A 25,337-nucleotide genomic window follows, 5' to 3' on the forward strand; every position below is an offset into this window, starting at 1 on the left:
TCAGTCCCTCAGCCTTTGTACGAATCGCAAAAAGCTTGCGCTTCAGCGACATCGAGAGTGCCTTCGTAGATCGCCCGGCCAGTGATGGCACCGATGATGCCTGGCGCCTTGGCGTCGAGCAGCGACTTGATGTCACCGAGGTTGTGGATGCCGCCGGAAGCGATCACCGGGATCTTGGTTGCAGCGGCCAGCGCAGCGGTGAAGGGTACGTTGCAGCCCTGCATCATGCCGTCTTTGGCGATGTCGGTATAAACGATCGCGGACACGCCATCAGCTTCGAATTGCTTGGCCAGGTCGATCACCTGAATGGTGCTGATCTCAGCCCAGCCGTCGGTGGCGACAAAACCGTCTTTGGCGTCCAGACCGACAATAACCTTGCCCGGAAACGCGCGGCAAGCTTCTGCAACGAAGGCCGGATCTTTCACGGCTTTGGTGCCGATGATCACGTAGCTCACGCCGGCCTTCACGTAGTGTTCGATGGTTTCGAGGGAACGGATACCGCCGCCGATCTGGATCGGCAGGTTCGGGTAGCGCTTGGCGATGGCGGTGACCACTTCGCCGTTGACCGGCTGGCCTTCGAAAGCGCCGTTCAGGTCGACCAGATGCAGACGGCGGCAACCGCCTTCCACCCACTTGGCAGCCATGCTCACCGGGTCATCGGAGAACACCGTGGAATCTTCCATGCGGCCCTGGCGCAGACGAACACAGGCACCGTCTTTAAGATCGATAGCGGGAATAATCAGCATCTGGCAAACCTTCAAATTCGATTGTTCAGCTTCGCTCGAAAATCAGTTTTTCTCGAGCGCCCACAAGTCGCTTTCGATGCTTTCGAACCTCTCTTTGAGGTGCGTCTGCACATCGAAAATCGCCCTGTTGTAATAGTACGGAGCAATTTCACGGGTAAACAGCTCAAGGATTTCAGCCGCCTCGAACGAACCCAGGTCCAGTTCGAAGCGATCTTCCATGAAGCGTTTGATCTTGTGATTGGCCTCGCTCTCCTGTTCAGGAGTGAGGGTCAGGATCGGCGGCTTGCCCTTCTTGACGGCCATTTACCAGCGACCGTCCCACGCGGCGAAATTCTGCAGCAATTGCAGGCCATGGGTATGGCTCTTTTCCGGGTGGAACTGCACGGCGAAACGCGAGCCATCGGCCAGCGCGGCAGCGAAGTCGACACCGTAGTGACCGCCACCCACCACCTGCCGCGCATTGCCGGCGGCGATGTAGTAGCTGTGCACGAAATAGAAACGCGCCAGGTCCGGAATGTTGTGCCACAGCGGGTGACTCACCGTCTGCTTCACTTCGTTCCAGCCCATGTGCGGGACTTTCAGGTGCTCGCCATCTTCGTGCAGGCCTTTTCCGAAGAACTTCACTGCGCCTGGAAACAGACCGATGCAGTCAACGCCGTCGTTCTCTTCACTGCTGTCGAGCAAGGCTTGCATGCCCACGCAGATGCCAAGAAACGGACGGTCCTGGCTGACTTCACGCACCAGCGAGTCGAAGCCCAGGCGACGGATCTCCGCCATGCAATCGCGAATCGCGCCGACGCCGGGGAATACCACCCGATCGGCTTCGCGAATCACGTCGGCATCGCTGGTGATCAGGACCTTGCCGGCACCGACGTGCTCGAGGGCCTTGGCCACCGAGTGCAGGTTGCCCATGCCGTAATCGATAACCGCGACCGTCTGCATTACAGAACGCCTTTGGTCGACGGCATCTGACCGGCCATGCGGTCATCCAGCTCTACCGCCATACGCAGGGCGCGGCCGAAAGCCTTGAACACGGTCTCGATCTGGTGGTGGGTGTTGGTGCCACGCAGGTTGTCGATGTGCAGGCTGACGAGCGCATGGTTGACGAAGCCCTGGAAGAACTCCTGGAACAGGTCAACGTCGAAGCCGCCAACGGTGGCGCGAGTATAGGGAACATGCATCTGCAGGCCCGGACGGCCGGAGAAGTCGATCACCACGCGCGACAGCGCTTCATCGAGCGGCACGTAGGCGTGGCCGTAGCGACGGATGCCTTTCTTGTCGCCGATGGCTTTGGCGAAGGCCTGACCCAGGGTGATACCGACGTCTTCCACCGTGTGGTGATCGTCGATATGCAGGTCGCCCTTGCTGACAATATCCAGGTCGATCAGCCCGTGACGGGCGATTTGGTCCAGCATGTGCTCAAGAAAAGGAACACCGATATCAAATCGGGTCTTTCCGGTGCCATCCAGGTTGATCGAGGCTTTGATCTGGGTTTCCAGAGTGTCGCGCTCGACTGACGCCTTACGTTCGGCCATCACCAGCTCCGCAAAATCATTGGGCGAAAAAGGCAGCCATTATAGGGGCGCGGGCCGGAAACAGAAACACGAGAGGTGATATCACTGACGGAGTGAATCCAGTGCTGTCGGGGATAGACATGTCCGTACAACCATACCAAGACCGCTGATCGCTCCCACGCTCTGCGTGGGAGTGCAGCCCTGGACGCTCCGCGTCCGCTCTGAATGTGACGCGGAGCGTCACGGGAGGCATTCCCACGCAGAGCGTGGGAACGATCAGTTACGGGATACTTAGTGGAACAGGACAGCCGTCTTTTGCAGAGTCACCCAAACACCCCACGCCAACGGAATACCCACCACCAGCCATGCAGCAATCGCCAAAGGCTTGGTGCCCGCATCCGCTTTCCACTCCAATACGGTGCTGCTATCAGCACCCTTGTCATGGCCCAGCGCCTGTTCGGCAGCCAGTTCAGCGTCGGTCATGAAGTACTTGTCAGCCACCGGACGCACCAGCAGGTTGCACAGGAAACCCAGCACCAGCAGGCCCGCGAGGATGTACAGCGTGATGTCATAAGCCGCGGCGCGTTCAACGCCGATGCTCAGCTGATATTCACGCAGGTAGTTCACCAACACCGGACCCAACACACCCGCCGCCGCCCAGGCAGTCAGCAGGCGACCATGGATCGCGCCGACCATTTGCGTGCCGAACAGGTCCGCGAGATACGCAGGGACCGTCGCAAAACCACCGCCGTACATCGACAGGATGATGCAGAAGGCCGCCACGAACAGCGCAACGTTGCCCAAGTGACCGAGGTTTGGAATCAACGCGTACAGAGCAAAGCCCAGGGCAAAGAACACGAAGTAGGTGTTTTTGCGACCCAGGTAGTCGGAGAACGACGCCCAGAAGAACCGGCCACCAATGTTGAACAGGCTCAGCAAACCGGTGAAACCGGCAGCGATCGCAGCGATCGAGGCCAGTTGCGAAGCGTCCAACTGACCGAACGTCAGGTCAGTGCCCAGCAACTTACCGGCGAACACTTCCTGCAACAGCGGCGACGCCATGCCGAGGATGCCGATACCGGCGGATACGTTCAGGCACAGCACCAGCCACACCAGACGGAATTGCGGGGTTTTCCACGCCACATTCACGTGGACGTGACGGTGGGTGATCATCGCGTTGGAAGCTTTCTTCGCCGGAGCGGTCCAGCCTTCAGGCTTCCAGCCGGTTGGCGGAACGCGGTAGGACAGTGCGCCACCGATCATGAACACGAAGTAGATCGCGGCCATCACCAGAAAGCTCTGCCATACGCCGACGCTGGTTGGCGAAGCGAAGTGGCCCATCAGGGCTGCGGCCAGCGGAGCACCGACCATCGCGCCACCGCCAAAACCCATGATCGCCATGCCGGTCGCCATGCCGCGTTTGTCCGGGAACCATTTGATCAGGGTCGAAACCGGCGAGATGTAGCCCAAGCCCAGGCCGATACCGCCAATGACCCCGGAGCCGATCCACATCAGCCATATCTGGTGGGTATAGACCCCCAGCGCTGAAATCAGCAGACCGCCACACCAGCACAGTGCCGATACAACGCCGGCCTTGCGTGGCCCGGCGTGTTCCAGCCAGCCACCCCAGATCGCTGCCGAGCAGCCAAGGAAGATGAAGAACAGGGTGTAGATCCAGCCGAGCATCGAGATCGGCCAGTCGCATTGGGACGAAAAGACTTGCGAGATGAAGCTCATGTCCGGCGCGCAGGCCGCTGCCTTGGTCACGCCCAGGGCTTTGGACAGTGGCAACCAGAACACCGAGAAGCCGTAGGCCATGCCGATGCAGAGGTGGATGGCCAGGGCGGCCGGTGGGACCAGCCATCGGTTGAAACCGGGCTTGGCGATGATGCGTTCCTTGGACAGGAACGAGGGCTGGTCAGCCGTGAGGCCGTCCGCCGTGATGCTCGTGGTCATTGTGTATCCCCCAATTATTAGTAGGGTTCGTCAGCCACTCCTCACCCCCGGCCTTTATGCGCACGCATGACTGTTTTTTTCAGGGTGAAGCTCCGCTTTGGCGCGACATCAAGTCGCAGAAGGACGGACGAACCCGGCAAAGGTTACCATCTGTACGTGACAGAAAAACCAAAGTGACATCACCTTTCGTACGTCATCAGTTCTCGTAACACTGAAGGAACCCTCATGCCGATCATCGTCGAGCTGCTGAACGAAGCCACTTATCAGGATCAGCAGGATCTGCAAAAGATCTACCGCGATGCTCCGGACTGGCTGTTTACCCCGCTTGCCGGAGATGTGCAGCTGATTGAAGGCTGCTTGCTGGAGGGTTCGTTGATCGCCGGTCGCTTCAACGATCGACTACTAGACGCGGCACGTCTGCAACGTCACAAGGATGTCTGGCACCTGTCCCAACTATGCGTACGAAAAATTACCAAGCGCTGGCGGCCAAACTGAAAGTACCGCTGGATGTGTTGCCGACGTGATCGCTGACCGGTCGTGCGCTGCGGAGCGCTATACTCCCCGGCTAAATTTCGAATTCGACTAACTACAAGGACTCGCCCATGAAAGCGTTCGGCAAAATCCTGGGTCTGGTACTTCTCGGGCTGTTGCTGATCATTGTGGCGCTGGGCTTTGCCCTGACCCACCTCTTTGATCCCAACGACTATAAAGACGAGATTCGCCAGATTGCCCGCGACAAGGCCCACATCGAGCTGACGCTCAATGGCGATATCGGCTGGAGCCTGTTCCCGTGGCTGGGCCTGGAATTGCACGAAGCCAGTGTCGCGACCCTGGCCAAGCCCACCGAACCGTTCGCCGACTTGCAAATGCTCGGTCTGTCGGTTCGCGTGCTGCCGCTGCTGCGCCGTGAAGTACAGATGAGCGATGTGCGCGTCGAAGGCCTGAACCTGCGCCTGAACCGTGACAAGGACGGCCACGGTAACTGGGAAGACATCGGCAAAGCCCCGGCCCCGGCCGCACCAGGCACACCGCCCACGACCACCGGCGAACCAGCGCCCGAGACCACTGCCCAAGCGGAAAAACCGGCCCAGCCGATCCGCCTGGACATCGACAGCCTGACCGTCAACAACGCCCGTGTTGAATACAGCGACGAGAAAACCGGCAAGCAGTTCAGCGCCGAAAGCATCCAGCTGAGTACCGGCCCGGTGCATGACTCCACCAACATCCCGATCAAACTCACCGCGTTCCTGGGCACTAACCAGCCGGTCCTGCGCGTGCGAACAGAACTCAACGGCGAACTGCGTTTCGAGCGCGCACTGCAGCGCTACAAACTCGAAGACATGAAACTCTCCGGTGAAGTCGCCGGCGATCCGCTGCAAGGCAAAACCATGACCTTCGCCGCCCAGGGCCAATTGCTGCTTGATAAAGCGGCGAACGTCGCCGAATGGACCGGCATCAAAATCTCCGCCAACCAATTGCGCGCGCTGGGTGAACTGAAGGTCAACGATCTCGACAAGACCCCGCAAATCAACGGTGGCCTGTCGATCGCCCAGTTTGATCTGGCGAAATTCGTCGACAGTATCGGCCAGAAACTTCCGGCCATGGCCGAGGGCAGCCTGAGCAAAGTCGAATTAGTCAGCCGTTTGGCCGGCACACCAACCAGCGTGGTGCTCGACAACATCAACCTTAAAGTCGACGACAGCACCTTCAGCGGTCGCATTGCCGTCGAGGACTTCGCCAAGCAATCGCTGCGGGCGAGCCTCAAGGCCGACACCTTCAACGTCGACCGTTACCTGCCGCCAAAATCTGCCGAAGCCAATAGCGCAACACAAGTGCGTCAGGCCGAAGTCGCCAGCACCGAAGCCGATGCCATGGCCGGCGCGGGCAGCACACCGCTGCCGCAAGCACCGACCAAAGAGGCGTGGAGCAACGAACGTCTGATGCCAGTGGAACGGCTGAGCAAGCTCGACGTGGACGCTGACCTCACCTTCGGCCAGTTGACCCTCGATAAACTGCCGATCCAGAACGCTGCGCTCAAGGCCACCGGCCAGGGCGGCCTGCTGACACTGGAGAATCTTCGCGGCGATTTGTACGACGGCAACTTCGACGCCAAAGGTACGCTCGACGTGCGCCAACAAGTGCCAGCGCTGAACATGCAGACACAGATCAGCAAAGTGCCTGTGGAAAAAATCCTCGAAAGCCAGGGTAAAAATCCGCCGGTCAAAGGTCTGGTGACGCTCAACAGCAACCTGACCGGCAGCGGCAACAGCCAGAAAGCACTGATCGAAAGCCTCAACGGCAACGCCAGTTTCGTCATCAACAACGGCGTCCTGCTCAATGCCAACCTCGAACAACAGCTGTGCAAAGGCATCGCCACCCTGAACCGTAAATCCCTCAACGGCGAGCCACGGGGCAAGGACACACCGTTCCAGGAGCTCAAGGGCAACCTGACCTTCCGTAACGGCGTGGCCAGCAACCCTGACCTGAAAGTGCGCATCCCGGGCATGACCGTCAACGGCGACGGCAATGTCGATTTGCGGGTGCTGGGCATGGATTACCGCGTGGGCATTATCGTCGAAGGCGACAAGAGCGACATGCCGGACCCGGCCTGTCAGGTCGGCGAGAAGTTCGTCGGCATCGAGTGGCCGCTGCGCTGCCGTGGCCCGCTGGAGCTAGGCGCCAAGGCTTGCCGCCTCGATAACGAACGCATGGGCCAGGTCGCGAGCAAAATGGCCGGCGAGCGGATCAGCGAAAAAATCGACGAAAAAATCGGCGACAAGGTCAGCCCGGAACTGAAAAATGCGTTGAAGGGGCTGTTCAAGCGATGAGAGCCGAGCAGTTTTCAACGGCGGTGCTGGACTGGTACGACCGCCACGGCCGCCACGACTTGCCCTGGCAACAAGGCATCACACCCTATCGGGTGTGGGTGTCAGAAATCATGTTGCAGCAAACCCAGGTCAGTACCGTGCTGAACTACTTCGACCGTTTCATGGCCTCGCTGCCGACCGTCGAAGCCCTGGCCGCCGCGCCGGAAGACGAAGTCCTGCACCTGTGGACCGGCCTCGGTTACTACACTCGCGCACGCAATCTGCAGAAGACCGCGAAAATCGTCGTCGCCGAGTACGGCGGCGAGTTTCCGCGTGATGTGGAAAAGCTCACTGATCTACCGGGAATCGGCTTGTCCACGGCGGGCGCCATCGCCAGCCTGAGCATGGGCCTGCGGGCGCCGATCCTCGACGGCAACGTCAAACGAGTCCTGGCGCGCTTCACCGCGCAAGAGGGTTATCCGGGCGAGCCCAAGGTCGCCAAACAGCTGTGGGCGAATGCTGAACGCTTTACGCCGCATGATCGGGTCAACGCCTACACCCAGGCGATGATGGATCTGGGCGCTACGCTCTGTACACGCAGCAAACCAAGTTGCCTGCTCTGCCCGCTCGAAAAGGGCTGCGAAGCGCACATGCTCGGCCTCGAAACCCGTTACCCGATCCCAAAGCCGCGCAAAGCCGTGCCACAGAAGCGTACGTTGATGCCGTTGCTCGCCAACGGCGAAGGCGCGATTCTGCTTTACCGTCGCCCTTCCACGGGCCTGTGGGGCGGTCTCTGGAGCCTACCGGAACTCGACGACCTCGACGACCTGCAACATCTGGCTTCGCAGCATTCGCTGGAACTGGGCAGCCAACAGGCGCTGCCGAGCCTGGTGCACACATTTAGTCATTTTCAGTTGTCCATCGAACCCTGGCTGGTTCAGGTTCAGGAGGCTGGCCATCACGTGGCCGAGGCCGACTGGCTCTGGTATAACCTCGCCACCCCGCCGCGCCTGGGCCTTGCCGCCCCGGTCAAAACCTTGCTCGAACGCGCGGCCGCCGTATTGAACGCAGGAGAGTCGTCATGACCCGTACCATCATGTGCCGCAAGTACAAAGAAGAATTGCCCGCCCTGGAACGCGCTCCATTCCCGGGTGCAAAAGGTCAGGACATTTTTGATCACGTCTCGGCCAAGGCCTGGACCGACTGGCAGAAACACCAGACCCTGCTGATCAACGAAAAACGCCTGAACATGATGAACGCCGAAGACCGCAAATATCTTCAGGGCGAGATGGACAAGTACTTCTCCGGCGAGGAATACGCCAAAGCCGACGGCTACGTTCCGCCGGCTGAATAATCCCGATTTATCGGGGGGTGGAACGTAAGCGACGGTAATAATTAAAATTTTTTTGAAAACTTTCTTGACGACCCCCTGAAAAACCAGTTTAATGCGCCCCGTTGCCCAGATAGCTCAGTCGGTAGAGCAGGGGATTGAAAATCCCCGTGTCGGCGGTTCGATTCCGTCTCTGGGCACCAAATACCGAAAACCCTGAATCGCAAGATTCAGGGTTTTTTTATGCCTGGGATTTAGTGACGCCCAACTACTCATCAACATTCCAGTGAAAAACCAGATTGCGGGCGGTGCCGCTTCCGACATCCGTTGTGTCATGTTTCGCTTCACCATTACGGGTCGCGACAACGGAGTACTTGCCGGGAGGTAGCTGAACGTAAACCAACGGGCCAGCCTGGCTCAGCGTCAGTACCGTCTGCCCCGGTGCTTTCTGAATGACCACATCTACGTCGGGAACGTATTTATTTTCCGGCCCGATAGAGAAGGTCATGTGCAGGTTGTATCCAGTGGTTTGCTGGATAGCCTTCGACTCATCCTCGCCAATACCGCCGGACAGGTAAGTAATCCCGTTTTGCTCTTGCCTCTGGACTTGCACACCTGAGCTATCGATGGGCTCAAGGCTGGCGGCCGGCGACAGCGCTGGGAACATCAACAAGCCGATTGCGGCGATGGGCAACATGAGTGAATGGACGTACTTCATGATGGCGACTCCCGGGCTCCGAAGAACCCAATCGTTACTCCTTTTTAGATTTCTCGCTGAATGTTCTAGTTTTAGATTGATTAGTACTTGGGCTCACTGCGAATCGGACTACACGCTGTATTCCTCAAGCGCGTATTGCCATCGGCTTGATCCCGCAAAACCAATCGGACTTTCCTTCCGATTTACCAGCCGCGCCCGACATCGTCGACCACCCCGCCCCTGCAATCCTTTTCTGCCTGTTCATCCAAGCCGCGGAAGACTCATGAGCGCACTCAAACCCGATAACACTCAAGACCCACAACTCGCCTCACTGCTTGGCAATCTTGGCGAATTGATCCGCCAGGCACGGCAGAAGGTGCTACGAGCGGTCGATACCGTCCAAGTGCAAACCTGCTGGCAAATCGGACGGCATATTGTGGAGTTCGAGCAGGAAGGGGCTCGGCGGGCGGGTTATGGCAAGCAGCTGTTGTTTACGCTGGCGAAAATGCTTACGGCAGAATTTGGGAAGGGCTTTGACGAACGCAATCTGCGGTACATGCGTGATTTTTATCAGACCTTTCCAATTTGGAACGCAGTGCGTTCCGAATTGAGCTGGACTCACTACCGCAGGCTCCTGCGCGTCGACAACGACCACGCTCGCCACTGGTACATGAACGAATCAGCCCTCCAGAACTGGTCAAGTCGCGCGTTGGAACGCCAGATCAACACACTCTACTACGAACGCCTGCTGGCGAGCCGAGACCGCTGCGCCGTCAAACAGGAAGCTGCCACCAACATTCAGCAAATGAAGGCCAACCCTCGGGATTTCATCAGGGATCCGGTGATCCTGGAGTTTCTCGGGTTGCCCAATGCGGGCTTAACCCAAGAAACTGACCTCGAACAAGCACTGATCAATCAACTTCAGGCCTTTCTGCTAGAACCGGGCAAAGGCTTCGCCTTTATCGCCCGCCAACAACGCATCAGCACCGAAAGCAAAGATTTCTACATCGATCTGGTGTTCTACAACTACTTGCTCAAGTGCTTCGTCATCTTCGATCTCAAGCGCGGTGAGCTGACCCATCAGGACGTAGGCCAGATGGACATGTACGTGCGTATGTACGACGACCTCAAACGCGGAGCGGAAGATGGCCCCACCGTCGGTATCATTCTCTGCGCACAAAAAGATGAGTCGGTGGTGCGCTATTCGGTGCTGGAAGGCAACGAACAACTGTTCGCCAGCAAGTACAAGTTGGTGCTGCCGAGTGAGGAGGAACTGCGCGCAGAACTGGATCGGGAACGGGCAGTGCTTGAGGAGCGATTGTTCAACCAGATCCCCAGATAAACATGGATGGATTGTTCATGGGCAGCGTGAAGACTATTGTTGGCAGCTACCCGCAAAGGTCAAAAACCGATGAATTTGCTGGACATGTCCTCGTTGGCCTCCGCTCAAATGGAGTTGCCGCTGCCAGCCTACGCTCTCGGCGAACCGTTCAAGGAGACCGCCGCAGACGGCTTCATGCTTGGCGGATTCACCTGGCGGCAGGCTCTATCGGACTCAACGCGCCCAGTCGTTATCATCAACGCTGCCACCTCTGTCCGCTGCCGCCACTATTCGCGTTTCGCCGATTACCTGTTCGCCAACGGCTTTGACGTGATCACTTTTGATTACCGCGGCATCGGCGAGTCGCGTCCGGCATCGCTGAAAGGGCTTCAGGCCTCATGGTCCGATTGGGGCGCGCTGGACTTTGAGGCGATGCTCAAGCGCGCTCAGCGGGAATTCCCCGGCCAGCCCATCGACGTCGTCGGTCACAGCTTCGGAGGCTGTGCAGCGGGGCTGGGAGCCTCCGGGCAGGTTATTCGGCGCCTGGTCACCGTAGGTGCTCAGTTCGCTTACTGGCGCGATTACGCCCCTGCCCATCGCTGGCGAATGTTCGGCAAGTGGCACCTGGTGATGCCGTTGTTGACGATGATTTACGGCTACTTCCCCGGTAAACGCCTCGGCTGGCTGGAAGACACGCCCACGGGCGTGGTCCGCGACTGGAGCACGCCCACGGCCCGGTACGAGAAGCGCCCCAGCGGCCGCATCATTCACGCAAGACACGGCCAACTCCCGTTCGCCAAAGTCACCGCGAAAACCCTGGCCATCAGCATCAGCGACGATCCTTACGGCACGATTCCAGCCATCGAGCGCCTGCTCGGTTACTTCACCGACGCAACGACCAGCCATCTGCGAATCGCCCCCGAAGACATCGGCGAACAAGAAGTCGGACATTTCGCCTTTTTTCGTAGCCCATACCAAGCCACACTATGGCCCATTGCATTGTCCTGGTTGCAGACCGGCGAACTGGCCCCCGACACACCCGGGCGGCTAGTGCCACGCAGCTGATTGACTTGCCCACTCAACGAAATACGGAACGACGCCCATGGCCTCCGCCAACAAGCAGAACAAACGCGCCACACGCGCCAAAGCCAAGGCCAAGCAGAACCGCACCCAACGGGCTGCCGCGCCGGTCGAACTCGATCCGAACGATGATCGCATCGACTTCGAATCGGTTGACCTGACCGACATGTTCAAAGAAATGATCGACGCGCAAAAAATTAGCCAACAAGCTATGTGCGCGGCCTTTCTTGAGCACCCGCTTATCGCGCTGGTGCTGGAGCAGGAAGGCGAAGAAACGGCGACAGACTTCATCATCGGCGCACTGCTCGAGTATCGCCAATGGTCCACCGACGTGGACGAAGCCGCCGCCATGGCCTGGATAGAATCCCCGGCCTTCCAGGTTGATTACGTGGCAGCTTCCGAAGCCATCGCGGCCCAAAACCAACAGAAACCGAACTGAGTTCCCATGGCCTCCCTGAACAAGCAACAGAAACGCGCCAAACGCGCCAAAATCAAAGCCAAGCAAATCAACATCCACGGCAGAAAACCCGCCGCACTGGACGATGATCTGGGTGAAATCGGCGAACCGATCCCGGAATACACCCTGGCGATGTTCAGCAAAATGCGCGACGCGGAATCCATCAGCCGCAACGACATGCTGCTGACCTTGCTGTCGAACCTCGCCGAGATCATCAGCGACCATCCAGAACTGCTGGACATGGAAAACGCCGATAACGAAGCCATGGCTGCCACTCACCTGGCCGCCGACATGCTGATCGACTATCGCATGTGGGCCGACGGCATGGACCGCGACGCCGCCCAGGCCTGGCTGACGGACCCGCAGTTCATCACCGACTTCGGCGATGCACTCGACAGCTATCGCCAGTCGCTGGATGCCCAGGAAGAAAAGGCTGAGTAAACACTCGTCTCAGAAACAAAAATGGCCGCTTGTCATCACTGACAGCGGCCGTTTTGTTTGAGAAGCCAACAGCCTGAAACGATCTGACATGACCCCTCGTCAGCGGCCATGTATATCCCATTGACATATCCCTGAAGAAATCTATTCTTTGGCACACAGCACTCACAAAACGCAGGAGGCCAAAATGGAACAGACAACCCTTTTCATGAGCAATCGAAGCCAGGCTGTCCGCCTCCCCAAAGCCGTAGCGATGCCAAGCGATGTGAAACGAGTCAACGTAATTGCCATCGGCAGGACCCGTATCATCACCCCCGCAGATGAAACATGGGACAGCTGGTTTGACGGGGATGGCGTGAGTGCAGATTTCATGACCGATCGTGAACAACCCGCCGACCAGGAGCGTGAGTCGTTCTGATGATCAAATACATGCTCGATACCAACATTTGCATCTTCACCATCAAGAACAAACCGCAAATCGTACGAGAAGCTTTCAACCGTCATAACGGGCAATTATGCATTAGTGCCGTCACGCTGATGGAGTTGATCTACGGTGCCGAAAAATCAGCGACACCCGAGAAGAACCTCGGGGTGATCGAGGGTTTTGCGGCACGCCTTGAGGTTTTGCCTTTCGACAACGAAGCGGCCACGCATACCGGAATGATTCGATCCGAGCTGGCAAAGGCTGGAACGCCTATCGGACCCTACGACCACATGATTGCCGGCCACGCACGTTCACGCGGATTCATTGTGGTAACCAACAACCTAAGGGAATTTGAACGCGTTCCAGGGTTACGCGTAGAAGACTGGGTCCACCCCGATTGAGCTCACTACTGACTCAGACAAAAACGGCCGTTTGTCATCACTGACAGCGGCCGTTCTGCGTTATGCGGTGTGAATCAGTTCAGCACCACCGCGCCACGCTTTTCCAGTTTGCGACGGCGAGCCACGAACAAACCGGCAGCCACCACCAACACGCTCAGCAGACCGGTCGCGAGGATCTCCACGCGATGGGCTTCCTGGAACAGCATGATCGTCAGTATGCCAACGATGAACACGATCACCGCATAGGTCAGACCAGGAAACAGCCACATCTGGAAGGCAATCTTCTCGCCGGCAGCCATGCGCTTCTGGCGCAAGCGCAACTGGGAAACCGCGATCACCAGATACACCAGCAACGCGATGGCGCCGGAACTGGCCAACAGGAATTCGAACACGGCGGCCGGGGCCACGTAGTTGGCGAATACGGCGAGGAAGGCCGCGGCGGTCGACAGCATCACAGCCCAGTAAGGTGTGCCACTACCGTTCGTGCGCTTGGACACGGCCGGTGCATCGCCGCGCTTGCCGAGGGAAAACAGCATGCGCGAAGCGGTGTAGAGCGCCGAGTTCAGGCAGCTGGTTACAGCAACCAGAACCACGATGTCGACGATTAGCTTGGCATTCGGGATGCCCATGCGTTCAAGCACGGTCTGGTAGGAACCGACAGCTGCCAGTACCGGGTCATTCCATGGCACCAGCGCCACGACGATGAAGATCGACACGAGGTAGAACAAGCCGATCCGCCATATCACCGAGTTGGTGGCCTTGGAGATTTGCTTGCCCGGGTTCTTCGATTCCGCGGCCGCAATGGTCACGATCTCGGTGCCCATGAAAGAGAACATGGTGGTCAACATTGCAGCGAGTACCGCGCCCATGCCGTTTGGCAGGAAGCCTTGCGTGTCGAACAGGTGCGAAACGCCGCTCACCTGACTGGTCGGCAGGAAGCCGAAAATCGCCATAACACCCAGGACAATGAAACCGATGATCGCCACGACTTTGATCAGGGCGAACCAGAATTCGAACTCACCGTAGTTCTTCACGCTGAACAGGTTGGTCACCGTCAGCAACAAGGTAATGATCAAGGTGAAGGCCCAGATCGCCAAATTCGGGAACCAGGCATGCAGAATGGTCGCGGCTGCGTTGGCCTCCAGCGGGATGACCAGAACCCAGAACCACCAATACAACCAGCCGATGGTGAAACCGGCCCAGTGACCGATCGCGCGATCGGCGTACGTCGAGAAGGAGCCGGTGTCCGGCGAAGAGACGGCCATTTCGCCGAGCATGCGCATCACCAGGACCACCAGGGTACCGGCGGCAGCGTAGGCCAACAGCACGGCTGGGCCTGCAGCGGCGATGGCGTGGCCTGAGCCGACGAACAGGCCGGCACCGATAACCCCGGCGATCGACAGCATGGTCACATGGCGCGGTTTGAGCCCCTGTTCGAGGCCATTGGAGCTTGGGGTACTGCTCATTGAAACTACCTTTGTAAGGAAAAGCGAATGCGTCCATCCCGCTTGGCGTTCCTTCTCGTAAAAAGAAACCAACGGGGCGTTCCTTATTCTGCACGCAATAATTGCGCCAAAATGTTACAAACTCCTCAAGCTAGGGGCTCTCAGGACTGACCGGACAGTCATTGCAAGTCATTGAGATTAATGGCAATTAGCCAGAGCGTTACCCAGCGACCCACTTTCAGAACGAAACAGCGCACCAGAAGCGCACCCAAAAATGTGCCGGCGCACAATAAAAGTGCGGATCACGATCGTTTGTCTGGTTAGCGCTTCTAACACCCCGCCAAAGCTGGCAACATCGCGCCTTTTTTACGCGACACCCGCGGAGCAGCTGGTTCAAACGGCTGTTCGGTTGATAGCAGCGCGACACTCTGCTGCACCGATGCGACAAACTGCCACATGCCACCTGTTTACCGCCCATAGCGCTGTTGGCTGCCATTCGAACGCTATGCTAGCTTGGCCGCCTCGCCAGGAAGGCCGCCAACAGCAGGAGCGAAATACTATGAGGAATGCACATGGCTGAGGCCACGCCCGCGCTTGAAATCCGCAACTTGCACAAACGCTACGGACAGCTTGAGGTGCTCAAAGGCATCTCGCTGACCGCCCGCGACGGCGACGTGATCTCGATCCTGGGTTCTTCCGGTTCCGGCAAGTCCACATTCCTTCGTTGCATTAACCTGTTGGAAAACCCGCATCAGGGCCAAATCCTGGTGGCCGGCGAAGAACTCAAGCTCAAAGCCGCGAAAAACGGCGAACTGGTCGCTGCCGACGGCAAGCAGATCAATCGTCTGCGCAGCGAGATCGGTTTTGTGTTTCAAAACTTTAATCTCTGGCCGCACATGAGCGTGCTCGACAACATCACCGAAGCCCCGCGCCGGGTGCTCGGCCAGAGTAAGGCCGAAGCCATCGAAGTCGCCGAAGCCTTGCTGGCAAAGGTCGGCATCGCCGACAAGCGCCACGCCTACCCGGCGCAACTCTCCGGCGGTCAGCAACAGCGCGCGGCCATCGCCCGGACACTGGCGATGCAACCCAAGGTGATCCTGTTCGACGAACCCACGTCCGCCCTTGACCCGGAAATGGTCCAGGAAGTACTTAATGTCATCCGCGCATTGGCCGAAGAAGGCCGCACCATGCTGCTGGTCACCCATGAAATGGGCTTCGCTCGTCAGGTTTCCAGCGAAGTGGTGTTCCTCCACCAAGGCCTGGTAGAAGAGCAAGGATCGCCACAGCAGGTGTTCGAAAACCCGCTTTCGGCGCGCTGCAAACAATTCATGTCCAGCAACCGCTAACGGAGCTACCCGCATGCAGAACTACAAAAAAATCTTCCTGGCTGCCGCCGTCACCCTGGCCTTCAGCGCCGGTGCCATGGCCGAAACCTTGAAGATGGGCATCGAAGCGGCCTACCCGCCGTTCAACAACAAAGATGCCAGTGGCAATGTCGTCGGCTTCGACAAAGACATCGGTGACGCCCTGTGCGCCAAGATGAAAGTCGAATGCACCGTGGTCACGTCCGACTGGGATGGCATCATCCCAGCGTTGAACGCCAAGAAGTTCGACTTTTTGATCTCCTCGATGTCGATCACCGACGAGCGCAAACAAGCGGTGGACTTCACCGAACCGTACTACTCCAACAAGCTGCAATTCATCGCCAAGAAAGACGTCGACTTCAAAACCGACAAGGACTCCCTGCAGGGAAAAGTGATCGGCGCACAACGTGCGACCCTCGCTGGTACCTGGCTGGAAGACCACATGGAAGGCGTTGAAACAAAACTCTACGACACCCAGGAAAACGCCTACCTCGACCTGACCTCCGGTCGTCTGGACGGCATCCTGGCGGACAAGTACGTCAACTACGAGTGGCTGAAAAGCGACGCCGGTCGGTCCTACGAGTTCAAGGGCGATCCGGTGGAAGAAAGCGACAAGATCGGTATCGCTGTACGTAAAGGCGACACGATCCGCGCGAAGCTGAACCTTGCCCTGAAAGAAATCGTCGAGGACGGCACTTACAAAAAGATCAATGACAAGTACTTCCCGTTCAGCATCTATTGATTCTGACCTGCCTGACCGGCGCCGTTCGCTGACGGCGCCAGTCCCTGGCATTGCCTGCCGCAATTGAAAAGAAATCCATGACTATCGATCTCTACGGATTCGGCCCGGCGCTCGCCGCTGGCGCGCTGATGACTGTGAAACTGGCACTCTCCGCTTTGTGCGTGGGGCTGGTGCTCGGTCTGCTCGGCGCCTTGGCCAAGACTTCCCCGTACAAGCCGCTGCAATGGCTTGGCGGCACTTACTCGACGCTGGTTCGCGGCATCCCGGAATTGCTCTGGGTGCTGTTGATCTACTTCGGCACGGTCAACCTGATGCGTGCCTTGGGCGAGTTCTTCGGCAACCCCGACCTCGAACTCAATGCCTTTGCCGCTGGCGTGATTGCGCTGGGACTGTGCTTCGGCGCCTATGCCACGGAGGTTTTTCGTGGTGCAATTTTGGCCATCCCCAAAGGTCACCGTGAAGCGGGGGTGGCGCTGGGCCTGTCGAAATTTCGCATCTTCACCAAGCTGATCATGCCGCAGATGTGGCGCATCGCCCTGCCCGGCCTGGGCAACCTGTTCATGATCCTGATGAAAGACACCGCGCTGGTGTCAGTAATCGGCCTGGAAGAAATCATGCGTCACGCGCAAATCGGCGTGACCGTGTCCAAACAGCCGTTCACCTTCTATATGGTGGCCGCGTTCATGTACCTGGGTCTGACGATTCTCGCCATGACGGGCATGTTCTTTATGGAAAAACGTGCCGCTCGCGGCTTCGCGAGGAGCACCCAATGAACTGGGAAATCATCATCAAGTGGCTGCCGAAACTGGCTCATGGCGCGACGCTGACCCTGGAACTGGTGGCCATCGCCGTGATCGCAGGTTTGCTACTGGCGATTCCACTAGGCATTGCCCGCTCATCGCGACTCTGGTACGTGCGGGCATTCCCCTACGGCTACATCTTCTTTTTCCGTGGCACACCGTTGCTGGTTCAGCTGTTCCTGGTCTACTACGGCCTGGCGCAGTTCGACGCGATCCGTAACAGCTCAATGTGGCCGTACCTTCGCGATCCGTTCTGGTGTGCCACGGCGACCATGACGCTGCACACCGCGGCCTACATCGCCGAGATCCTGCGCGGCGCGATCCAGGCAATTCCACCGGGCGAGATCGAAGCTGCGCGGGCGCTGGGCATGTCCCGGCCCAAGGCGCTGTTCTACATCATCCTGCCCCGTGCCGCCCGCATCGGCCTGCCGGCCTACAGCAACGAAGTGATCCTGATGCTCAAGGCCAGTGCCCTGGCCAGCACCGTGACCCTGATGGAACTGACAGGCATGGCCCGCACCATCATTGCCCGGACCTACCTGCCGGTGGAGATATTCTTCGCGGCGGGCATGTTCTATCTGCTGATGGCTTATGTGCTAGTACGCGGTTTCAAGCTGCTGGAGCGCTGGTTGCGCGTCGATGCCTGCCAAGGACGTTGATGCCTGCGTGCTGACGGGCGAGGCGTTACTCGCCCGTTTCACGGCGCTGGATGCTTTTCTGATCGAGCATCAGGCGCTGTGGAAGCCTCGTCCGTTTACTCATCTGCAGCTTCCCTGGGAAGCGTCCTACCCCGAGTTGGCGACCTGGCTACGCAGGCGATCGCTGGAGGACGCGGAACACGCTCACAACAACCCAGCTCTTTTGGACGCGCCGGAGCCGTTTGCCTCATTGGCGGCGATGTCCCTTGAGTTGAGCGCGGTGGATGAGTTGCCGGCGCATGCGCTTGAAACGGCGGGTCATCGACTGAATGTTGATGTGCCGGGGCGCAAGTGGCAGCAGATCGAAGCCTTCGCCAGTCGCTTGCAGTTTGCTAAGACGCCGAACCATTGGCTGGACTGGTGTTCGGGCAAAGGACATTTGGGGCGACGACTATTGCACACCGGTCAGCAGCTCACTTGCCTGGAATACGACCCGGCGCTGGTCGTCAGCGGCCAGGCCCTCAGTCAGCGTCATCAATTGCATGCGCTGCATGTCCAACAAGATGTGCTCGCAGCACATGCAGCTTCTATGTTGAATGCCGATCACACCCCGGTAGCGCTGCACGCTTGCGGTGATCTGCATGTGCGGCTGATCCAACTCGCCAGTGCCACTGGCTGCAAACAACTGGCCATCGCGCCTTGCTGCTACAACCGGATCAGTGTGAGCGAGTATCAGACGCTTTCCTCTGCGGGTATGCGATCCGACCTACAACTATCGCTCGAAGATCTCTCGCTGCCAATGAACGAAACCGTCACCGCAGGCGCTCGCGTCCGACGTCAGCGCGACACCTCCATGGCCCGGCGCTTGGGTTTCGACCTGCTGCAACGGCAACTGCGCGGTGCTGACGAATACCTGCCCACCCCTTCGCTGCCAAGTGCCTGGCTGGATAAATCCTTCGCCGATTACTGCCATCATTTGGCCTCGCTCAAGGAGTTATCCACAATCGGACCGCAGGATTGGCCAGCACTCGAAGCTTCCGGGGGGCAGCGACTGGCCGAAGTGCGCAATCTGGAGCTGCTGCGCGGACTTTTCCGACGCCCATTGGAGCTGTGGCTAGTACTCGATCGAGCACTTTTCCTCTCCGAGCAGGGGTATGCGGTTCGCCTCGGAACCTTCTGCGAAACCCCGCTTACACCGCGTAATTTCCTGATCCTGGCTGAGCGCCTTTAAAGCGCCTCAGCCTGTGGATAACTCTGTTGATGAAATTATCGTGGATCCAATATATACGGCTGTTTCGAGGCTGAAACACTACTGTTCAATTTTCGTACACCTGTAAAAAAAGCGGAAAAACAGGCATTTGCGATCAAATGAGAACGGCTCCACAAATTTGCCTCTAAGCAGGTGCGGTACAGACCCCGTTGTGCATAAGCGTTCAGCCAAAACAACATAAACGACCTGCGAAACCTCAACTATCTTTTCCAAACGCCAGAATTGCCTGGCGTTCAAACAGCAAGGAGCTGGGAAAAACATGAGCACATTGAACAGTGCACAAGAAGCCGTCGATACCGTCGCCAACCAAGCCATTGATGCTGCGCTGCAGCAAACCTTCGCGGTGGGTGGCGCCATCATCAACAACGCAACGGGCGAGGTCATCGCCGCGCTGCACAACAACGTGCTGATGCCTTTCCCCGGCAGTGGCACCACGTACTTTCTACCTCATGATCCGACCGCCCACGGCGAGCGGCAATTGGTGGACTGGTACTACGAAAACGTCGCGCCATTGAACTTGCCACCGCCCAATCAGTTGACCGTCGTCACCACCCTGGACCCATGCGCCATGTGCGCCGGTTCGCTGCTGACTGCAGGATTTAACGTCGCCGTCAGTGCGATCGATGACTATGCAGGCATCAACTACAACAGTCAGTTCACCTTTCCGTCGCTGCCACCGCAGATCCGCCAACAGGCGCAGGACACCTGGGGTTATTACGCGATTGCGGCGCCTGTCAGCCGGGCCTATCAGGGTTCGACCAGCCCGGTGTTCGGCGGCCAGACCATCGACTCGGCGGTTTACTTCCTCACCAGCTCGATCTTCTCCGCCAGCGTCAACACCGTGCGCGAGGCCAGCAACAACAGCGGTCTGCCGCCGGATCAACTGCAAAACCCGGAAAACCTCCCGGCCAACAGCAAAGTCCGCCAGGCACTGACTGCACTCAGCCCGTTTGCGCTGACCGTGCAATCGGCCAATCCGCGCGACCCCGGCGCAGAACTCGCCCCGCCGCTACTGAAAACCGCGCAGCAAAGCACGGTGTTCAACTCGGTGGCCCTCATCGACCCGTTCGGCAACCTGCTGGTGTGCCTGGGAGGCGTCGAGAACCAGTCGCCGATTCGTACAGCGTTCATGGAAACCACACGCAACTACGCGGTCATGCGCTGGACCCTGATGAACGACCCCGACCCAGCGGTTCGCGCCCAGGCCGAGCAATACCTGACGCATCCAAAGTACGGCACCTTCGTCTTCCTGTATGCCCCCGACCCCACCACCCCACAGGCCGTAATGACCTTCGGCGCGTACGGTTCGACCATGGAAGGCCCCGTGCCGCAGAGCTATCCGTCCAACCTCCAATACGTGCTGCTGCCGGGCAATACCACCGCGCAAGCGTTGTCGACACTGGCCCAGAACCTGCCGCCGTTCTACACGCAAAGCGTGCAAGTGGCGCCCGCGCAGGTGTTGAGTCAGGACCTGATCAACGCGGTAAAAAACGGCGTGTAATGCTTTAAAGCAATCGCACAGGCCGGCCCCGCAGAAGCGTCCGCGGGGCCGGCCTGACGCCTGCGCAAAAATAGTCTGAATTCAGGGGTTTACAGAACCAACCCAATCGCTATAATCGTCGCCCTAACACGCCGGTATAGCTCAGTTGGTAGAGCAACTGACTTGTAATCAGTAGGTCCCGGGTTCGACTCCTGGTGCCGGCACCATACAAAACAAAGCCCTCGTAGAAATACGAGGGCTTTGTTGTTTCTGGAGTTTGGAAAAGCAGGTCTTAGTGACCCGCGCTCTGACCACCATCAACGTGCAGGATCTCGCCAGTGACAAAATTGGCGCTGTCCAGATACACGACCGCCTGAGCAATGTCGCTGATCTCGCCCATGTGCCCGACCGGGTGCAGATTCCCCAGCGCTTCATGGCTTTCTTCGCCGTGCATTGGGGTCTTGATGATGCCCGGGGAAACCGCGTTCACCCGAATACCGCGCTTGGCGTATTCGATGGCCAGGGATTTGGTCGCCGCATTCAGGCCACCTTTGGTCAACGACGCCAGTACCGACGGCACACCGTCGATGGCGTGGTCCACCAGGCTGGTGGTGATGTTGACGACGTGGCCGCTGCCTTGTTTTTCCATCTCGGTGATCGCGAGTTGGGTGATGTAGAAGAAACCATTCAGGTTTACCGACAACACGGCGGCGTAGTCTTCGGGGGTGTAAGCGGTGAACGGTTTGGCGACGAAGATCCCGGCTTTGTCGACCAAGGTGTCGATACGACCAAAACGTGCGATCGCTTCACGGATGACTTGCTGAGCGACCGCAGGGTCGCCGATGTCGCCCGCCACGGTGAGAATGTCCGGGTCGGCGGACGGTTTGATCGAACGCGAAGTGGCGACAACCTTGTAATCCAGATCACGGAAAGCCTTGACCATGCCTGCGCCGAGATCTTGGGAGGCGCCAGTAATAACGATGACTTTTTTCGAATTGCTGTACCTCTCCTAATAAATGATGGTTTGAAAAAGTAAATAATCAGGCTTCGGCGGGGGTCTTCGCCATTTGTCTCAACAACTGTTCGTAGTACTCGACCGACTGCGAACCGGACACCAGGTGACGACCGTTGAGGATCATGGCCGGTACCGAATTGATGCCACGCTGGCGGTAAAACTCTTCAAGCTCACGCACTTCCCTGGCAAACGCTCCGGACGCCAACACCTCTTGAGCACCCGCCGCATCCAGCCCCGCTTCTGCCGCCAAACGAACCAGCGTCTCCCGGTCACTCGGGTTCTGACCTTCGCTGAAGTAAGCGCGCAACAGGATCTTCTTCAGCTCGATCTGCCGTCCTTCCTGCAGCGCCCATAACAGCAAGCGGTGAGCATCAAAGGTGTTGTAGAAGTGGCTGCGTTTCTCCAGATCGAACTTGAAGCCAATGGCCTGACCACGAGCAATCTGCATCGCTTTACCGGCGGCGACGTCCTCGGCGGTTCGTCCATATTTGCGCATCAAATGCTCGACCGCTTTCTCGCCGACCGCCGGCATGTCCGGGTTCAACTCGAAGGGCTTGTAAGTCAGCTCCACCGAGACTTCACCGGCCACGTTCTTGATCGCTTGCTCCAGCGCCGTCGCGCCCAAAGCGCACCACGGGCACACCAAGTCAGAAATGAAATCGATGGAAACCGACGCGGTCATGACTGCCCCTCCGCCTCAGCCAGTTGCTTGCGGTACTGGGTGGTGGTGATGCCGGCGTAACCCCAGTTATCGGTGTCGACTTCTTCGATCACGATGTGGGTCAGGTGCGGGTCCTTGTTGAGGACGCGTTCCAGGGTTTCAGTGATTTCGGCGATCACCTGAGCTTTCTGCTCAGAGGTAACGCCATCGCGGGTGATGCGTACGCTTACGAAAGGCATGAGGAATCTCCAGTGACCTTCCCTTCGGAATGAATGGGTAGGCGTTGGAGCTCAATGTATGGAGTTAGCTGGAGGGGATAAAGGTGGGGGCGGGAACATCATTAGTTACTTGGTGTAATGGGTGATAACGGAGTTATAGCCCTGATGACCTCTTTCGGGGCGATGAATAATCTGTAGGACTCAATCCCTACTCCCGTAGTCCACTTTTTTACGTGTCGCTGTTTTCCCGTTTCTGCGACACGTTCTTGTGATGTGTCGCTGAAGACGACACGTCAGTGTCGACGCAATCCTGTATTTGCAGCGGCCGGACCTCAGAGGTTCGAACGGCGCTGCTCGCATTCATTTCGCGTACCGACTCAAGTAAATCCTTCTGAAACTGGCGCAGTTCAACATCCATTCCTGATCTCTCCTTCAGCGAGCAACGAAGTTACCAGCAGGCGTTATCCAAATTATAAAAATTATGGCTGGCCAATAATTATTGCCCAGCCCTAAAAATCACTAAACCTGTTAACCCACGCCACCACCTAGCCACGATTGCGTGTCCACCTACCTCAAGCTACCTTCATACCGTCGCTGCCAATTCAGCGACCGGGCCTGAGAACTCGAATTCGATGTGGGAACCAATCGGAGTTCGCCCTATGCATGCCCGCAATCCATCCAAAATTTTCGCCATTGCTGCACTAAGTCACGCCCACCACCGCCCAAAAACCGGAGGTGCCCAATGACCAACCCCCAAGACTTGAAAACCATCGGCCTCACCCCTTTCTCCTACCACGCGAACCAACCGCTGTTCCGCATCAACGCTGGCGTCCCGGTCATCCAGGCCCTCTCCCACGCCTCCGATCTGCTCCACGTCGCCAAACTTCTCGCATCAGACGCCGCCATGATTCGAGACTCCGATCGGCATGCTTGGGCGTCGCATTTTTTGCAGGATATGAGCAAGGCAATCATCGATGACGTGGCGAAGGTGCTCGATGCGCCGGGTAACAACCGAGCCAGAAGCGTCATCCCGTGATCTAAATCACAGGCGTAAAAAAGCCCCGAATCAATCGCAATGCTGTTCACTTAAGCGGAGCAACTTTGCGGTTAACCGGATACCGGGTTTTTGACATCTTCACCGCCCTGGGCCTCGCCGGTCTGGGGCGTTTTGTTATGAAAAGCACACCGATGCTGCCGCGAAGCTCTTCCAGACGTCTTGGTATGTGTGACGGCGACACTGCTCCAGCCATGACGACGAGATGGCTGGCGATGTGCCGACAGGCAAACTTGAAACTCACTTCGCTCGGCGCTCGCTTATGAGCAACCGCCGCCTGGCTGGCTTCCCGACGTACCACGTGTAAGCCAGTAACAGTCCCCACAACTCTTGATACACCAGATCCACGGTCTTGCTGCGCAGGGTCAAGGCATTGTCTTGCATCGAGCTTTTAATATCCCTGAAGCCCAGCTCTATTTCCCATCGCTCGTGATAAAGGCTGGCGATCTGTTTGGCGCTGAAGTGTGAGGCCGGCAGCGAGGTAAAGACGGTTCTTTCTTTCCCTTCGACTTCATAGGTGACGGCCCGTACTTGCCAGTACTCAGGCAAAAGTGGGTTCTTCTTACGGGCCTGCGGCGAGACTTTCATCTGTACCAGGTAATCACCATCGCCGTAGTGTTCAATCTCTGTGCGAACCGTACCTTTGCGCTCCGGGATCATCCAATGCCGGTTTCTCTCAGTACTTTGGATGCTCAACAACAAGTCTGCACTGAAAAAACCTTTGTCCAGCAGTGTCACCGAATGATTGGGTATGGTCTCGACGAAGTCCTTGGCCAGCGGGATTTCGCCCTTGCGGTAAGGGCTGATAGCCGCATTGGCGATAATGTGAGAGCGGGCGTTCATCAACGCAACAAGGCGCAGCACCGGATAGGGCGTTTGACGCTCGGAGGAGGTATTGCCGGAGTCAAAATGCCGCAATGATGACGTTTCCGGGGTTCGAAACAAGGCACCGTCGACGGCAAAAACCTGAAGGCCGTGCCAGTCGTCTTGCGGGTAGCGCTCCGTATCCCCAGGTATTGGCGCACTGCTGAAACAGCCAGGCCACGGGCTGGTTACCCAGGCGCTGGCGCGCCTGAGACAGGCCGCTTTTGGCCAAAAGCACCTCATTGGCAAGGCCGTCGGCACAGATATTGAGTCGGCGAGCGACCTCAACTATTGGCTCTCCTCTGAAAAGCGCCATCCCCACTACCAGCCAAAGGACCATGTCCGAAGGCAGGCGTCGACGTCGGATAGTCGCTTTGTCCGCCAGAGCGGCCGCAGCGGTGATCCAATCCTGAGGAATGTGATCGGTGAACACCGCAAGACGTGAGAGTGGCTGTTCAGCGAAGTCCAGAACAGCGCTTAAATCCTGAGCAACAGACATAAAAAATCCGGAATCCTTATCAGATTCCGGATTTTCCTGCTGCCTGAGGATTAGTCAACAATCCTTAAGTGAACAGCATTGCCGAACCAGTCGGGGCTTCTTCTTTCTCAGCCTTG

Annotated in this window: 27 protein-coding genes, 2 tRNA genes and 2 pseudogenes; 19 read left to right on the top strand and 12 right to left on the bottom strand. The window is 58.0% G+C overall.

Annotation, left to right across the window (positions count from 1 at the left end; translation table 11 throughout):
* Window positions 1-8 precede the first annotated feature (8 nt).
* The 5 genes from hisA to ACYZT0_RS24005 form a co-directional block, all read right to left on the bottom strand.
* The gene (gene hisA, locus ACYZT0_RS23985; RefSeq protein ID WP_033058290.1) at window positions 9-746 is read right to left on the bottom strand and encodes a 1-(5-phosphoribosyl)-5-[(5-phosphoribosylamino)methylideneamino]imidazole-4-carboxamide isomerase; all 738 of its coding nucleotides are present in this window, start codon (window positions 744-746) and stop codon (window positions 9-11) included.
* A 42-nt stretch (window positions 747-788) separates the two neighbouring features.
* Window positions 789-1,049: a DUF2164 domain-containing protein gene (locus ACYZT0_RS23990; protein ID WP_462043291.1), complete on the bottom strand. Its 261-nt coding sequence runs from the start codon at window positions 1,047-1,049 to the stop codon at window positions 789-791.
* Window positions 1,050-1,688, bottom strand: coding sequence for an imidazole glycerol phosphate synthase subunit HisH (gene hisH, locus ACYZT0_RS23995; RefSeq protein ID WP_461976180.1), 639 nt, complete (start codon window positions 1,686-1,688; stop codon window positions 1,050-1,052). It lies immediately after the preceding gene.
* Window positions 1,688-2,281, bottom strand: a complete 594-nt coding sequence (gene hisB, locus ACYZT0_RS24000) for an imidazoleglycerol-phosphate dehydratase HisB (RefSeq protein WP_462043292.1) — start codon at window positions 2,279-2,281, stop codon at window positions 1,688-1,690. The genes hisH and hisB overlap by 1 nt, the downstream gene beginning before the upstream one ends.
* Before the next feature lie 270 nt (window positions 2,282-2,551).
* Window positions 2,552-4,216, bottom strand: coding sequence for an OFA family MFS transporter (locus tag ACYZT0_RS24005; protein WP_462043293.1), 1,665 nt, complete (start codon window positions 4,214-4,216; stop codon window positions 2,552-2,554).
* A 225-nt stretch (window positions 4,217-4,441) separates the two neighbouring features.
* Here ACYZT0_RS24005 and ACYZT0_RS24010 point away from each other — a divergent pair.
* The 5 genes and pseudogenes from ACYZT0_RS24010 to ACYZT0_RS24030 form a co-directional block, all read left to right on the top strand.
* Window positions 4,442-4,696 (top strand): annotated as a pseudogene (locus ACYZT0_RS24010) (acetyl-CoA sensor PanZ family protein); the annotation flags it as partial.
* Window positions 4,697-4,818: 122 nt separating this feature from the next.
* Window positions 4,819-7,044 carry an AsmA family protein gene (locus tag ACYZT0_RS24015; protein ID WP_462043294.1) on the top strand — a complete coding sequence of 742 codons (2,226 nt, stop codon included), beginning with the start codon at window positions 4,819-4,821 and terminating at the stop codon, window positions 7,042-7,044.
* The gene (gene mutY, locus ACYZT0_RS24020) at window positions 7,041-8,108 is read left to right on the top strand and encodes an A/G-specific adenine glycosylase (RefSeq protein ID WP_462043295.1); all 1,068 of its coding nucleotides are present in this window, start codon (window positions 7,041-7,043) and stop codon (window positions 8,106-8,108) included. The genes ACYZT0_RS24015 and mutY overlap by 4 nt, the downstream gene beginning before the upstream one ends.
* A complete protein-coding gene (locus ACYZT0_RS24025; protein ID WP_288115271.1) occupies window positions 8,105-8,377 on the top strand; it encodes an oxidative damage protection protein in 273 nt (90 codons plus the stop codon). The genes mutY and ACYZT0_RS24025 overlap by 4 nt, the downstream gene beginning before the upstream one ends.
* Before the next feature lie 103 nt (window positions 8,378-8,480).
* A tRNA-Phe gene (locus ACYZT0_RS24030) sits at window positions 8,481-8,556 on the top strand.
* A gap of 65 nt (window positions 8,557-8,621) precedes the next feature.
* On the opposite strand, the gene ACYZT0_RS24035 is transcribed toward ACYZT0_RS24030, so the two are convergent.
* Entirely contained in the window at window positions 8,622-9,071 is a 450-nt protein-coding gene (locus ACYZT0_RS24035; RefSeq protein WP_461976170.1) for a carboxypeptidase regulatory-like domain-containing protein, read from the bottom strand.
* Between the two features lie 262 nt (window positions 9,072-9,333).
* Between ACYZT0_RS24035 and ACYZT0_RS24040 the strand changes: the two genes are divergently transcribed.
* The 6 genes from ACYZT0_RS24040 to vapC all read left to right on the top strand — a co-directional run bounded on the left by ACYZT0_RS24040 (window position 9,334) and on the right by vapC (window position 13,171).
* Window positions 9,334-10,392, top strand: coding sequence for a PDDEXK nuclease domain-containing protein (locus ACYZT0_RS24040; RefSeq protein WP_462043296.1), 1,059 nt, complete (start codon window positions 9,334-9,336; stop codon window positions 10,390-10,392).
* A 69-nt stretch (window positions 10,393-10,461) separates the two neighbouring features.
* Window positions 10,462-11,436 carry an alpha/beta hydrolase family protein gene (locus ACYZT0_RS24045; protein ID WP_462043297.1) on the top strand — a complete coding sequence of 325 codons (975 nt, stop codon included), beginning with the start codon at window positions 10,462-10,464 and terminating at the stop codon, window positions 11,434-11,436.
* Window positions 11,437-11,473: 37 nt separating this feature from the next.
* The gene (locus tag ACYZT0_RS24050; RefSeq protein ID WP_462043298.1) at window positions 11,474-11,890 is read left to right on the top strand and encodes a hypothetical protein; all 417 of its coding nucleotides are present in this window, start codon (window positions 11,474-11,476) and stop codon (window positions 11,888-11,890) included.
* Window positions 11,891-11,896: 6 nt separating this feature from the next.
* Complete coding sequence (locus ACYZT0_RS24055) at window positions 11,897-12,349, top strand: hypothetical protein (RefSeq protein ID WP_462043299.1); 453 nt, start codon at window positions 11,897-11,899, stop codon at window positions 12,347-12,349.
* 184 nt (window positions 12,350-12,533) lie between these two features.
* A complete protein-coding gene (gene vapB, locus ACYZT0_RS24060; protein WP_282377351.1) occupies window positions 12,534-12,764 on the top strand; it encodes a type II toxin-antitoxin system VapB family antitoxin in 231 nt (76 codons plus the stop codon).
* Window positions 12,764-13,171 carry a type II toxin-antitoxin system tRNA(fMet)-specific endonuclease VapC gene (gene vapC / locus ACYZT0_RS24065; RefSeq protein ID WP_462043300.1) on the top strand — a complete coding sequence of 136 codons (408 nt, stop codon included), beginning with the start codon at window positions 12,764-12,766 and terminating at the stop codon, window positions 13,169-13,171. Before vapB ends, vapC begins: the two co-directional genes overlap by 1 nt.
* 74 nt (window positions 13,172-13,245) lie before the next feature.
* Here the strand turns inward: vapC and gabP are convergent, their stop codons facing one another.
* Window positions 13,246-14,637, bottom strand: coding sequence for a GABA permease (gene gabP, locus ACYZT0_RS24070; RefSeq protein ID WP_462043301.1), 1,392 nt, complete (start codon window positions 14,635-14,637; stop codon window positions 13,246-13,248).
* A 551-nt stretch (window positions 14,638-15,188) separates the two neighbouring features.
* On the opposite strand from gabP, the gene ACYZT0_RS24075 reads away from it, so the two are divergent.
* From ACYZT0_RS24075 to ACYZT0_RS24105, 7 genes are all read left to right on the top strand, one after another.
* Window positions 15,189-15,962 (top strand): ABC transporter ATP-binding protein, encoded by a 774-nt coding sequence (locus tag ACYZT0_RS24075; protein ID WP_462043302.1) that lies wholly within the window; start codon window positions 15,189-15,191, stop codon window positions 15,960-15,962.
* Window positions 15,963-15,975: 13 nt separating this feature from the next.
* On the top strand, window positions 15,976-16,722 hold the full coding sequence (locus ACYZT0_RS24080) for an ABC transporter substrate-binding protein (RefSeq protein WP_462043303.1): 747 nt from the start codon (window positions 15,976-15,978) through the stop codon (window positions 16,720-16,722).
* A gap of 77 nt (window positions 16,723-16,799) precedes the next feature.
* Complete coding sequence (locus tag ACYZT0_RS24085; protein ID WP_462043304.1) at window positions 16,800-17,495, top strand: ABC transporter permease; 696 nt, start codon at window positions 16,800-16,802, stop codon at window positions 17,493-17,495.
* Window positions 17,492-18,181: an ABC transporter permease gene (locus ACYZT0_RS24090; RefSeq protein WP_462043305.1), complete on the top strand. Its 690-nt coding sequence runs from the start codon at window positions 17,492-17,494 to the stop codon at window positions 18,179-18,181. The genes ACYZT0_RS24085 and ACYZT0_RS24090 overlap by 4 nt, the downstream gene beginning before the upstream one ends.
* Window positions 18,162-19,391, top strand: a complete 1,230-nt coding sequence (locus ACYZT0_RS24095; RefSeq protein ID WP_462043306.1) for a methyltransferase — start codon at window positions 18,162-18,164, stop codon at window positions 19,389-19,391. The genes ACYZT0_RS24090 and ACYZT0_RS24095 overlap by 20 nt, the downstream gene beginning before the upstream one ends.
* A gap of 298 nt (window positions 19,392-19,689) precedes the next feature.
* Window positions 19,690-20,931 carry a nucleoside deaminase gene (locus ACYZT0_RS24100; protein WP_462043307.1) on the top strand — a complete coding sequence of 414 codons (1,242 nt, stop codon included), beginning with the start codon at window positions 19,690-19,692 and terminating at the stop codon, window positions 20,929-20,931.
* Between the two features lie 130 nt (window positions 20,932-21,061).
* Window positions 21,062-21,137: transfer RNA gene (locus ACYZT0_RS24105), tRNA-Thr, on the top strand.
* A 65-nt stretch (window positions 21,138-21,202) separates the two neighbouring features.
* Here ACYZT0_RS24105 and ACYZT0_RS24110 read toward each other — a convergent pair.
* From ACYZT0_RS24110 to ACYZT0_RS24125, 4 genes are all read right to left on the bottom strand, one after another.
* The gene (locus ACYZT0_RS24110; protein WP_462046630.1) at window positions 21,203-21,892 is read right to left on the bottom strand and encodes an SDR family NAD(P)-dependent oxidoreductase; all 690 of its coding nucleotides are present in this window, start codon (window positions 21,890-21,892) and stop codon (window positions 21,203-21,205) included.
* 58 nt (window positions 21,893-21,950) lie between these two features.
* Window positions 21,951-22,607: a DsbA family oxidoreductase gene (locus ACYZT0_RS24115; RefSeq protein WP_462043308.1), complete on the bottom strand. Its 657-nt coding sequence runs from the start codon at window positions 22,605-22,607 to the stop codon at window positions 21,951-21,953.
* Window positions 22,604-22,825 (bottom strand): tautomerase family protein, encoded by a 222-nt coding sequence (locus ACYZT0_RS24120; RefSeq protein WP_046045533.1) that lies wholly within the window; start codon window positions 22,823-22,825, stop codon window positions 22,604-22,606. Before ACYZT0_RS24120 ends, ACYZT0_RS24115 begins: the two co-directional genes overlap by 4 nt.
* A gap of 208 nt (window positions 22,826-23,033) precedes the next feature.
* Complete coding sequence (locus tag ACYZT0_RS24125) at window positions 23,034-23,222, bottom strand: hypothetical protein (protein WP_462043309.1); 189 nt, start codon at window positions 23,220-23,222, stop codon at window positions 23,034-23,036.
* Window positions 23,223-23,546: 324 nt separating this feature from the next.
* On the opposite strand from ACYZT0_RS24125, the gene ACYZT0_RS24130 reads away from it, so the two are divergent.
* Window positions 23,547-23,840, top strand: a complete 294-nt coding sequence (locus ACYZT0_RS24130; protein WP_462043310.1) for a DUF3077 domain-containing protein — start codon at window positions 23,547-23,549, stop codon at window positions 23,838-23,840.
* Between the two features lie 46 nt (window positions 23,841-23,886).
* On the opposite strand, the pseudogene ACYZT0_RS24135 reads toward ACYZT0_RS24130, so the two are convergent.
* Window positions 23,887-25,221 (bottom strand): annotated as a pseudogene (locus ACYZT0_RS24135) (IS4 family transposase).
* Window positions 25,222-25,337: the final 116 nt, after the last annotated feature.

The sequence above is a fragment of the Pseudomonas sp. ZS1P83 genome, from assembly GCF_054897825.1.

Excerpts from the sequence above, each read along its gene's own strand:
- hisA (WP_033058290.1), bottom strand. The coding sequence starts at position 746 with ATGCTGATTATTCCCGCTATCGATCTTAAAGACGGTGCCTGTGTTCGT.
- ACYZT0_RS23990 (WP_462043291.1), bottom strand. The coding sequence starts at position 1,049 with ATGGCCGTCAAGAAGGGCAAGCCGCCGATCCTGACCCTCACTCCTGAA.
- hisH (WP_461976180.1), bottom strand. The coding sequence starts at position 1,688 with ATGCAGACGGTCGCGGTTATCGATTACGGCATGGGCAACCTGCACTCG.
- hisB (WP_462043292.1), bottom strand. The coding sequence starts at position 2,281 with ATGGCCGAACGTAAGGCGTCAGTCGAGCGCGACACTCTGGAAACCCAG.
- ACYZT0_RS24005 (WP_462043293.1), bottom strand. The coding sequence starts at position 4,216 with ATGACCACGAGCATCACGGCGGACGGCCTCACGGCTGACCAGCCCTCG.
- ACYZT0_RS24015 (WP_462043294.1), top strand. The coding sequence starts at position 4,819 with ATGAAAGCGTTCGGCAAAATCCTGGGTCTGGTACTTCTCGGGCTGTTG.
- mutY (WP_462043295.1), top strand. The coding sequence starts at position 7,041 with ATGAGAGCCGAGCAGTTTTCAACGGCGGTGCTGGACTGGTACGACCGC.
- ACYZT0_RS24025 (WP_288115271.1), top strand. The coding sequence starts at position 8,105 with ATGACCCGTACCATCATGTGCCGCAAGTACAAAGAAGAATTGCCCGCC.
- ACYZT0_RS24035 (WP_461976170.1), bottom strand. The coding sequence starts at position 9,071 with ATGAAGTACGTCCATTCACTCATGTTGCCCATCGCCGCAATCGGCTTG.
- ACYZT0_RS24040 (WP_462043296.1), top strand. The coding sequence starts at position 9,334 with ATGAGCGCACTCAAACCCGATAACACTCAAGACCCACAACTCGCCTCA.
- ACYZT0_RS24045 (WP_462043297.1), top strand. The coding sequence starts at position 10,462 with ATGAATTTGCTGGACATGTCCTCGTTGGCCTCCGCTCAAATGGAGTTG.
- ACYZT0_RS24050 (WP_462043298.1), top strand. The coding sequence starts at position 11,474 with ATGGCCTCCGCCAACAAGCAGAACAAACGCGCCACACGCGCCAAAGCC.
- ACYZT0_RS24055 (WP_462043299.1), top strand. The coding sequence starts at position 11,897 with ATGGCCTCCCTGAACAAGCAACAGAAACGCGCCAAACGCGCCAAAATC.
- vapB (WP_282377351.1), top strand. The coding sequence starts at position 12,534 with ATGGAACAGACAACCCTTTTCATGAGCAATCGAAGCCAGGCTGTCCGC.
- vapC (WP_462043300.1), top strand. The coding sequence starts at position 12,764 with ATGATCAAATACATGCTCGATACCAACATTTGCATCTTCACCATCAAG.
- gabP (WP_462043301.1), bottom strand. The coding sequence starts at position 14,637 with ATGAGCAGTACCCCAAGCTCCAATGGCCTCGAACAGGGGCTCAAACCG.
- ACYZT0_RS24075 (WP_462043302.1), top strand. The coding sequence starts at position 15,189 with ATGGCTGAGGCCACGCCCGCGCTTGAAATCCGCAACTTGCACAAACGC.
- ACYZT0_RS24080 (WP_462043303.1), top strand. The coding sequence starts at position 15,976 with ATGCAGAACTACAAAAAAATCTTCCTGGCTGCCGCCGTCACCCTGGCC.
- ACYZT0_RS24085 (WP_462043304.1), top strand. The coding sequence starts at position 16,800 with ATGACTATCGATCTCTACGGATTCGGCCCGGCGCTCGCCGCTGGCGCG.
- ACYZT0_RS24090 (WP_462043305.1), top strand. The coding sequence starts at position 17,492 with ATGAACTGGGAAATCATCATCAAGTGGCTGCCGAAACTGGCTCATGGC.
- ACYZT0_RS24095 (WP_462043306.1), top strand. The coding sequence starts at position 18,162 with ATGCCTGCCAAGGACGTTGATGCCTGCGTGCTGACGGGCGAGGCGTTA.
- ACYZT0_RS24100 (WP_462043307.1), top strand. The coding sequence starts at position 19,690 with ATGAGCACATTGAACAGTGCACAAGAAGCCGTCGATACCGTCGCCAAC.
- ACYZT0_RS24115 (WP_462043308.1), bottom strand. The coding sequence starts at position 22,607 with ATGACCGCGTCGGTTTCCATCGATTTCATTTCTGACTTGGTGTGCCCG.
- ACYZT0_RS24120 (WP_046045533.1), bottom strand. The coding sequence starts at position 22,825 with ATGCCTTTCGTAAGCGTACGCATCACCCGCGATGGCGTTACCTCTGAG.
- ACYZT0_RS24125 (WP_462043309.1), bottom strand. The coding sequence starts at position 23,222 with ATGGATGTTGAACTGCGCCAGTTTCAGAAGGATTTACTTGAGTCGGTA.
- ACYZT0_RS24130 (WP_462043310.1), top strand. The coding sequence starts at position 23,547 with ATGACCAACCCCCAAGACTTGAAAACCATCGGCCTCACCCCTTTCTCC.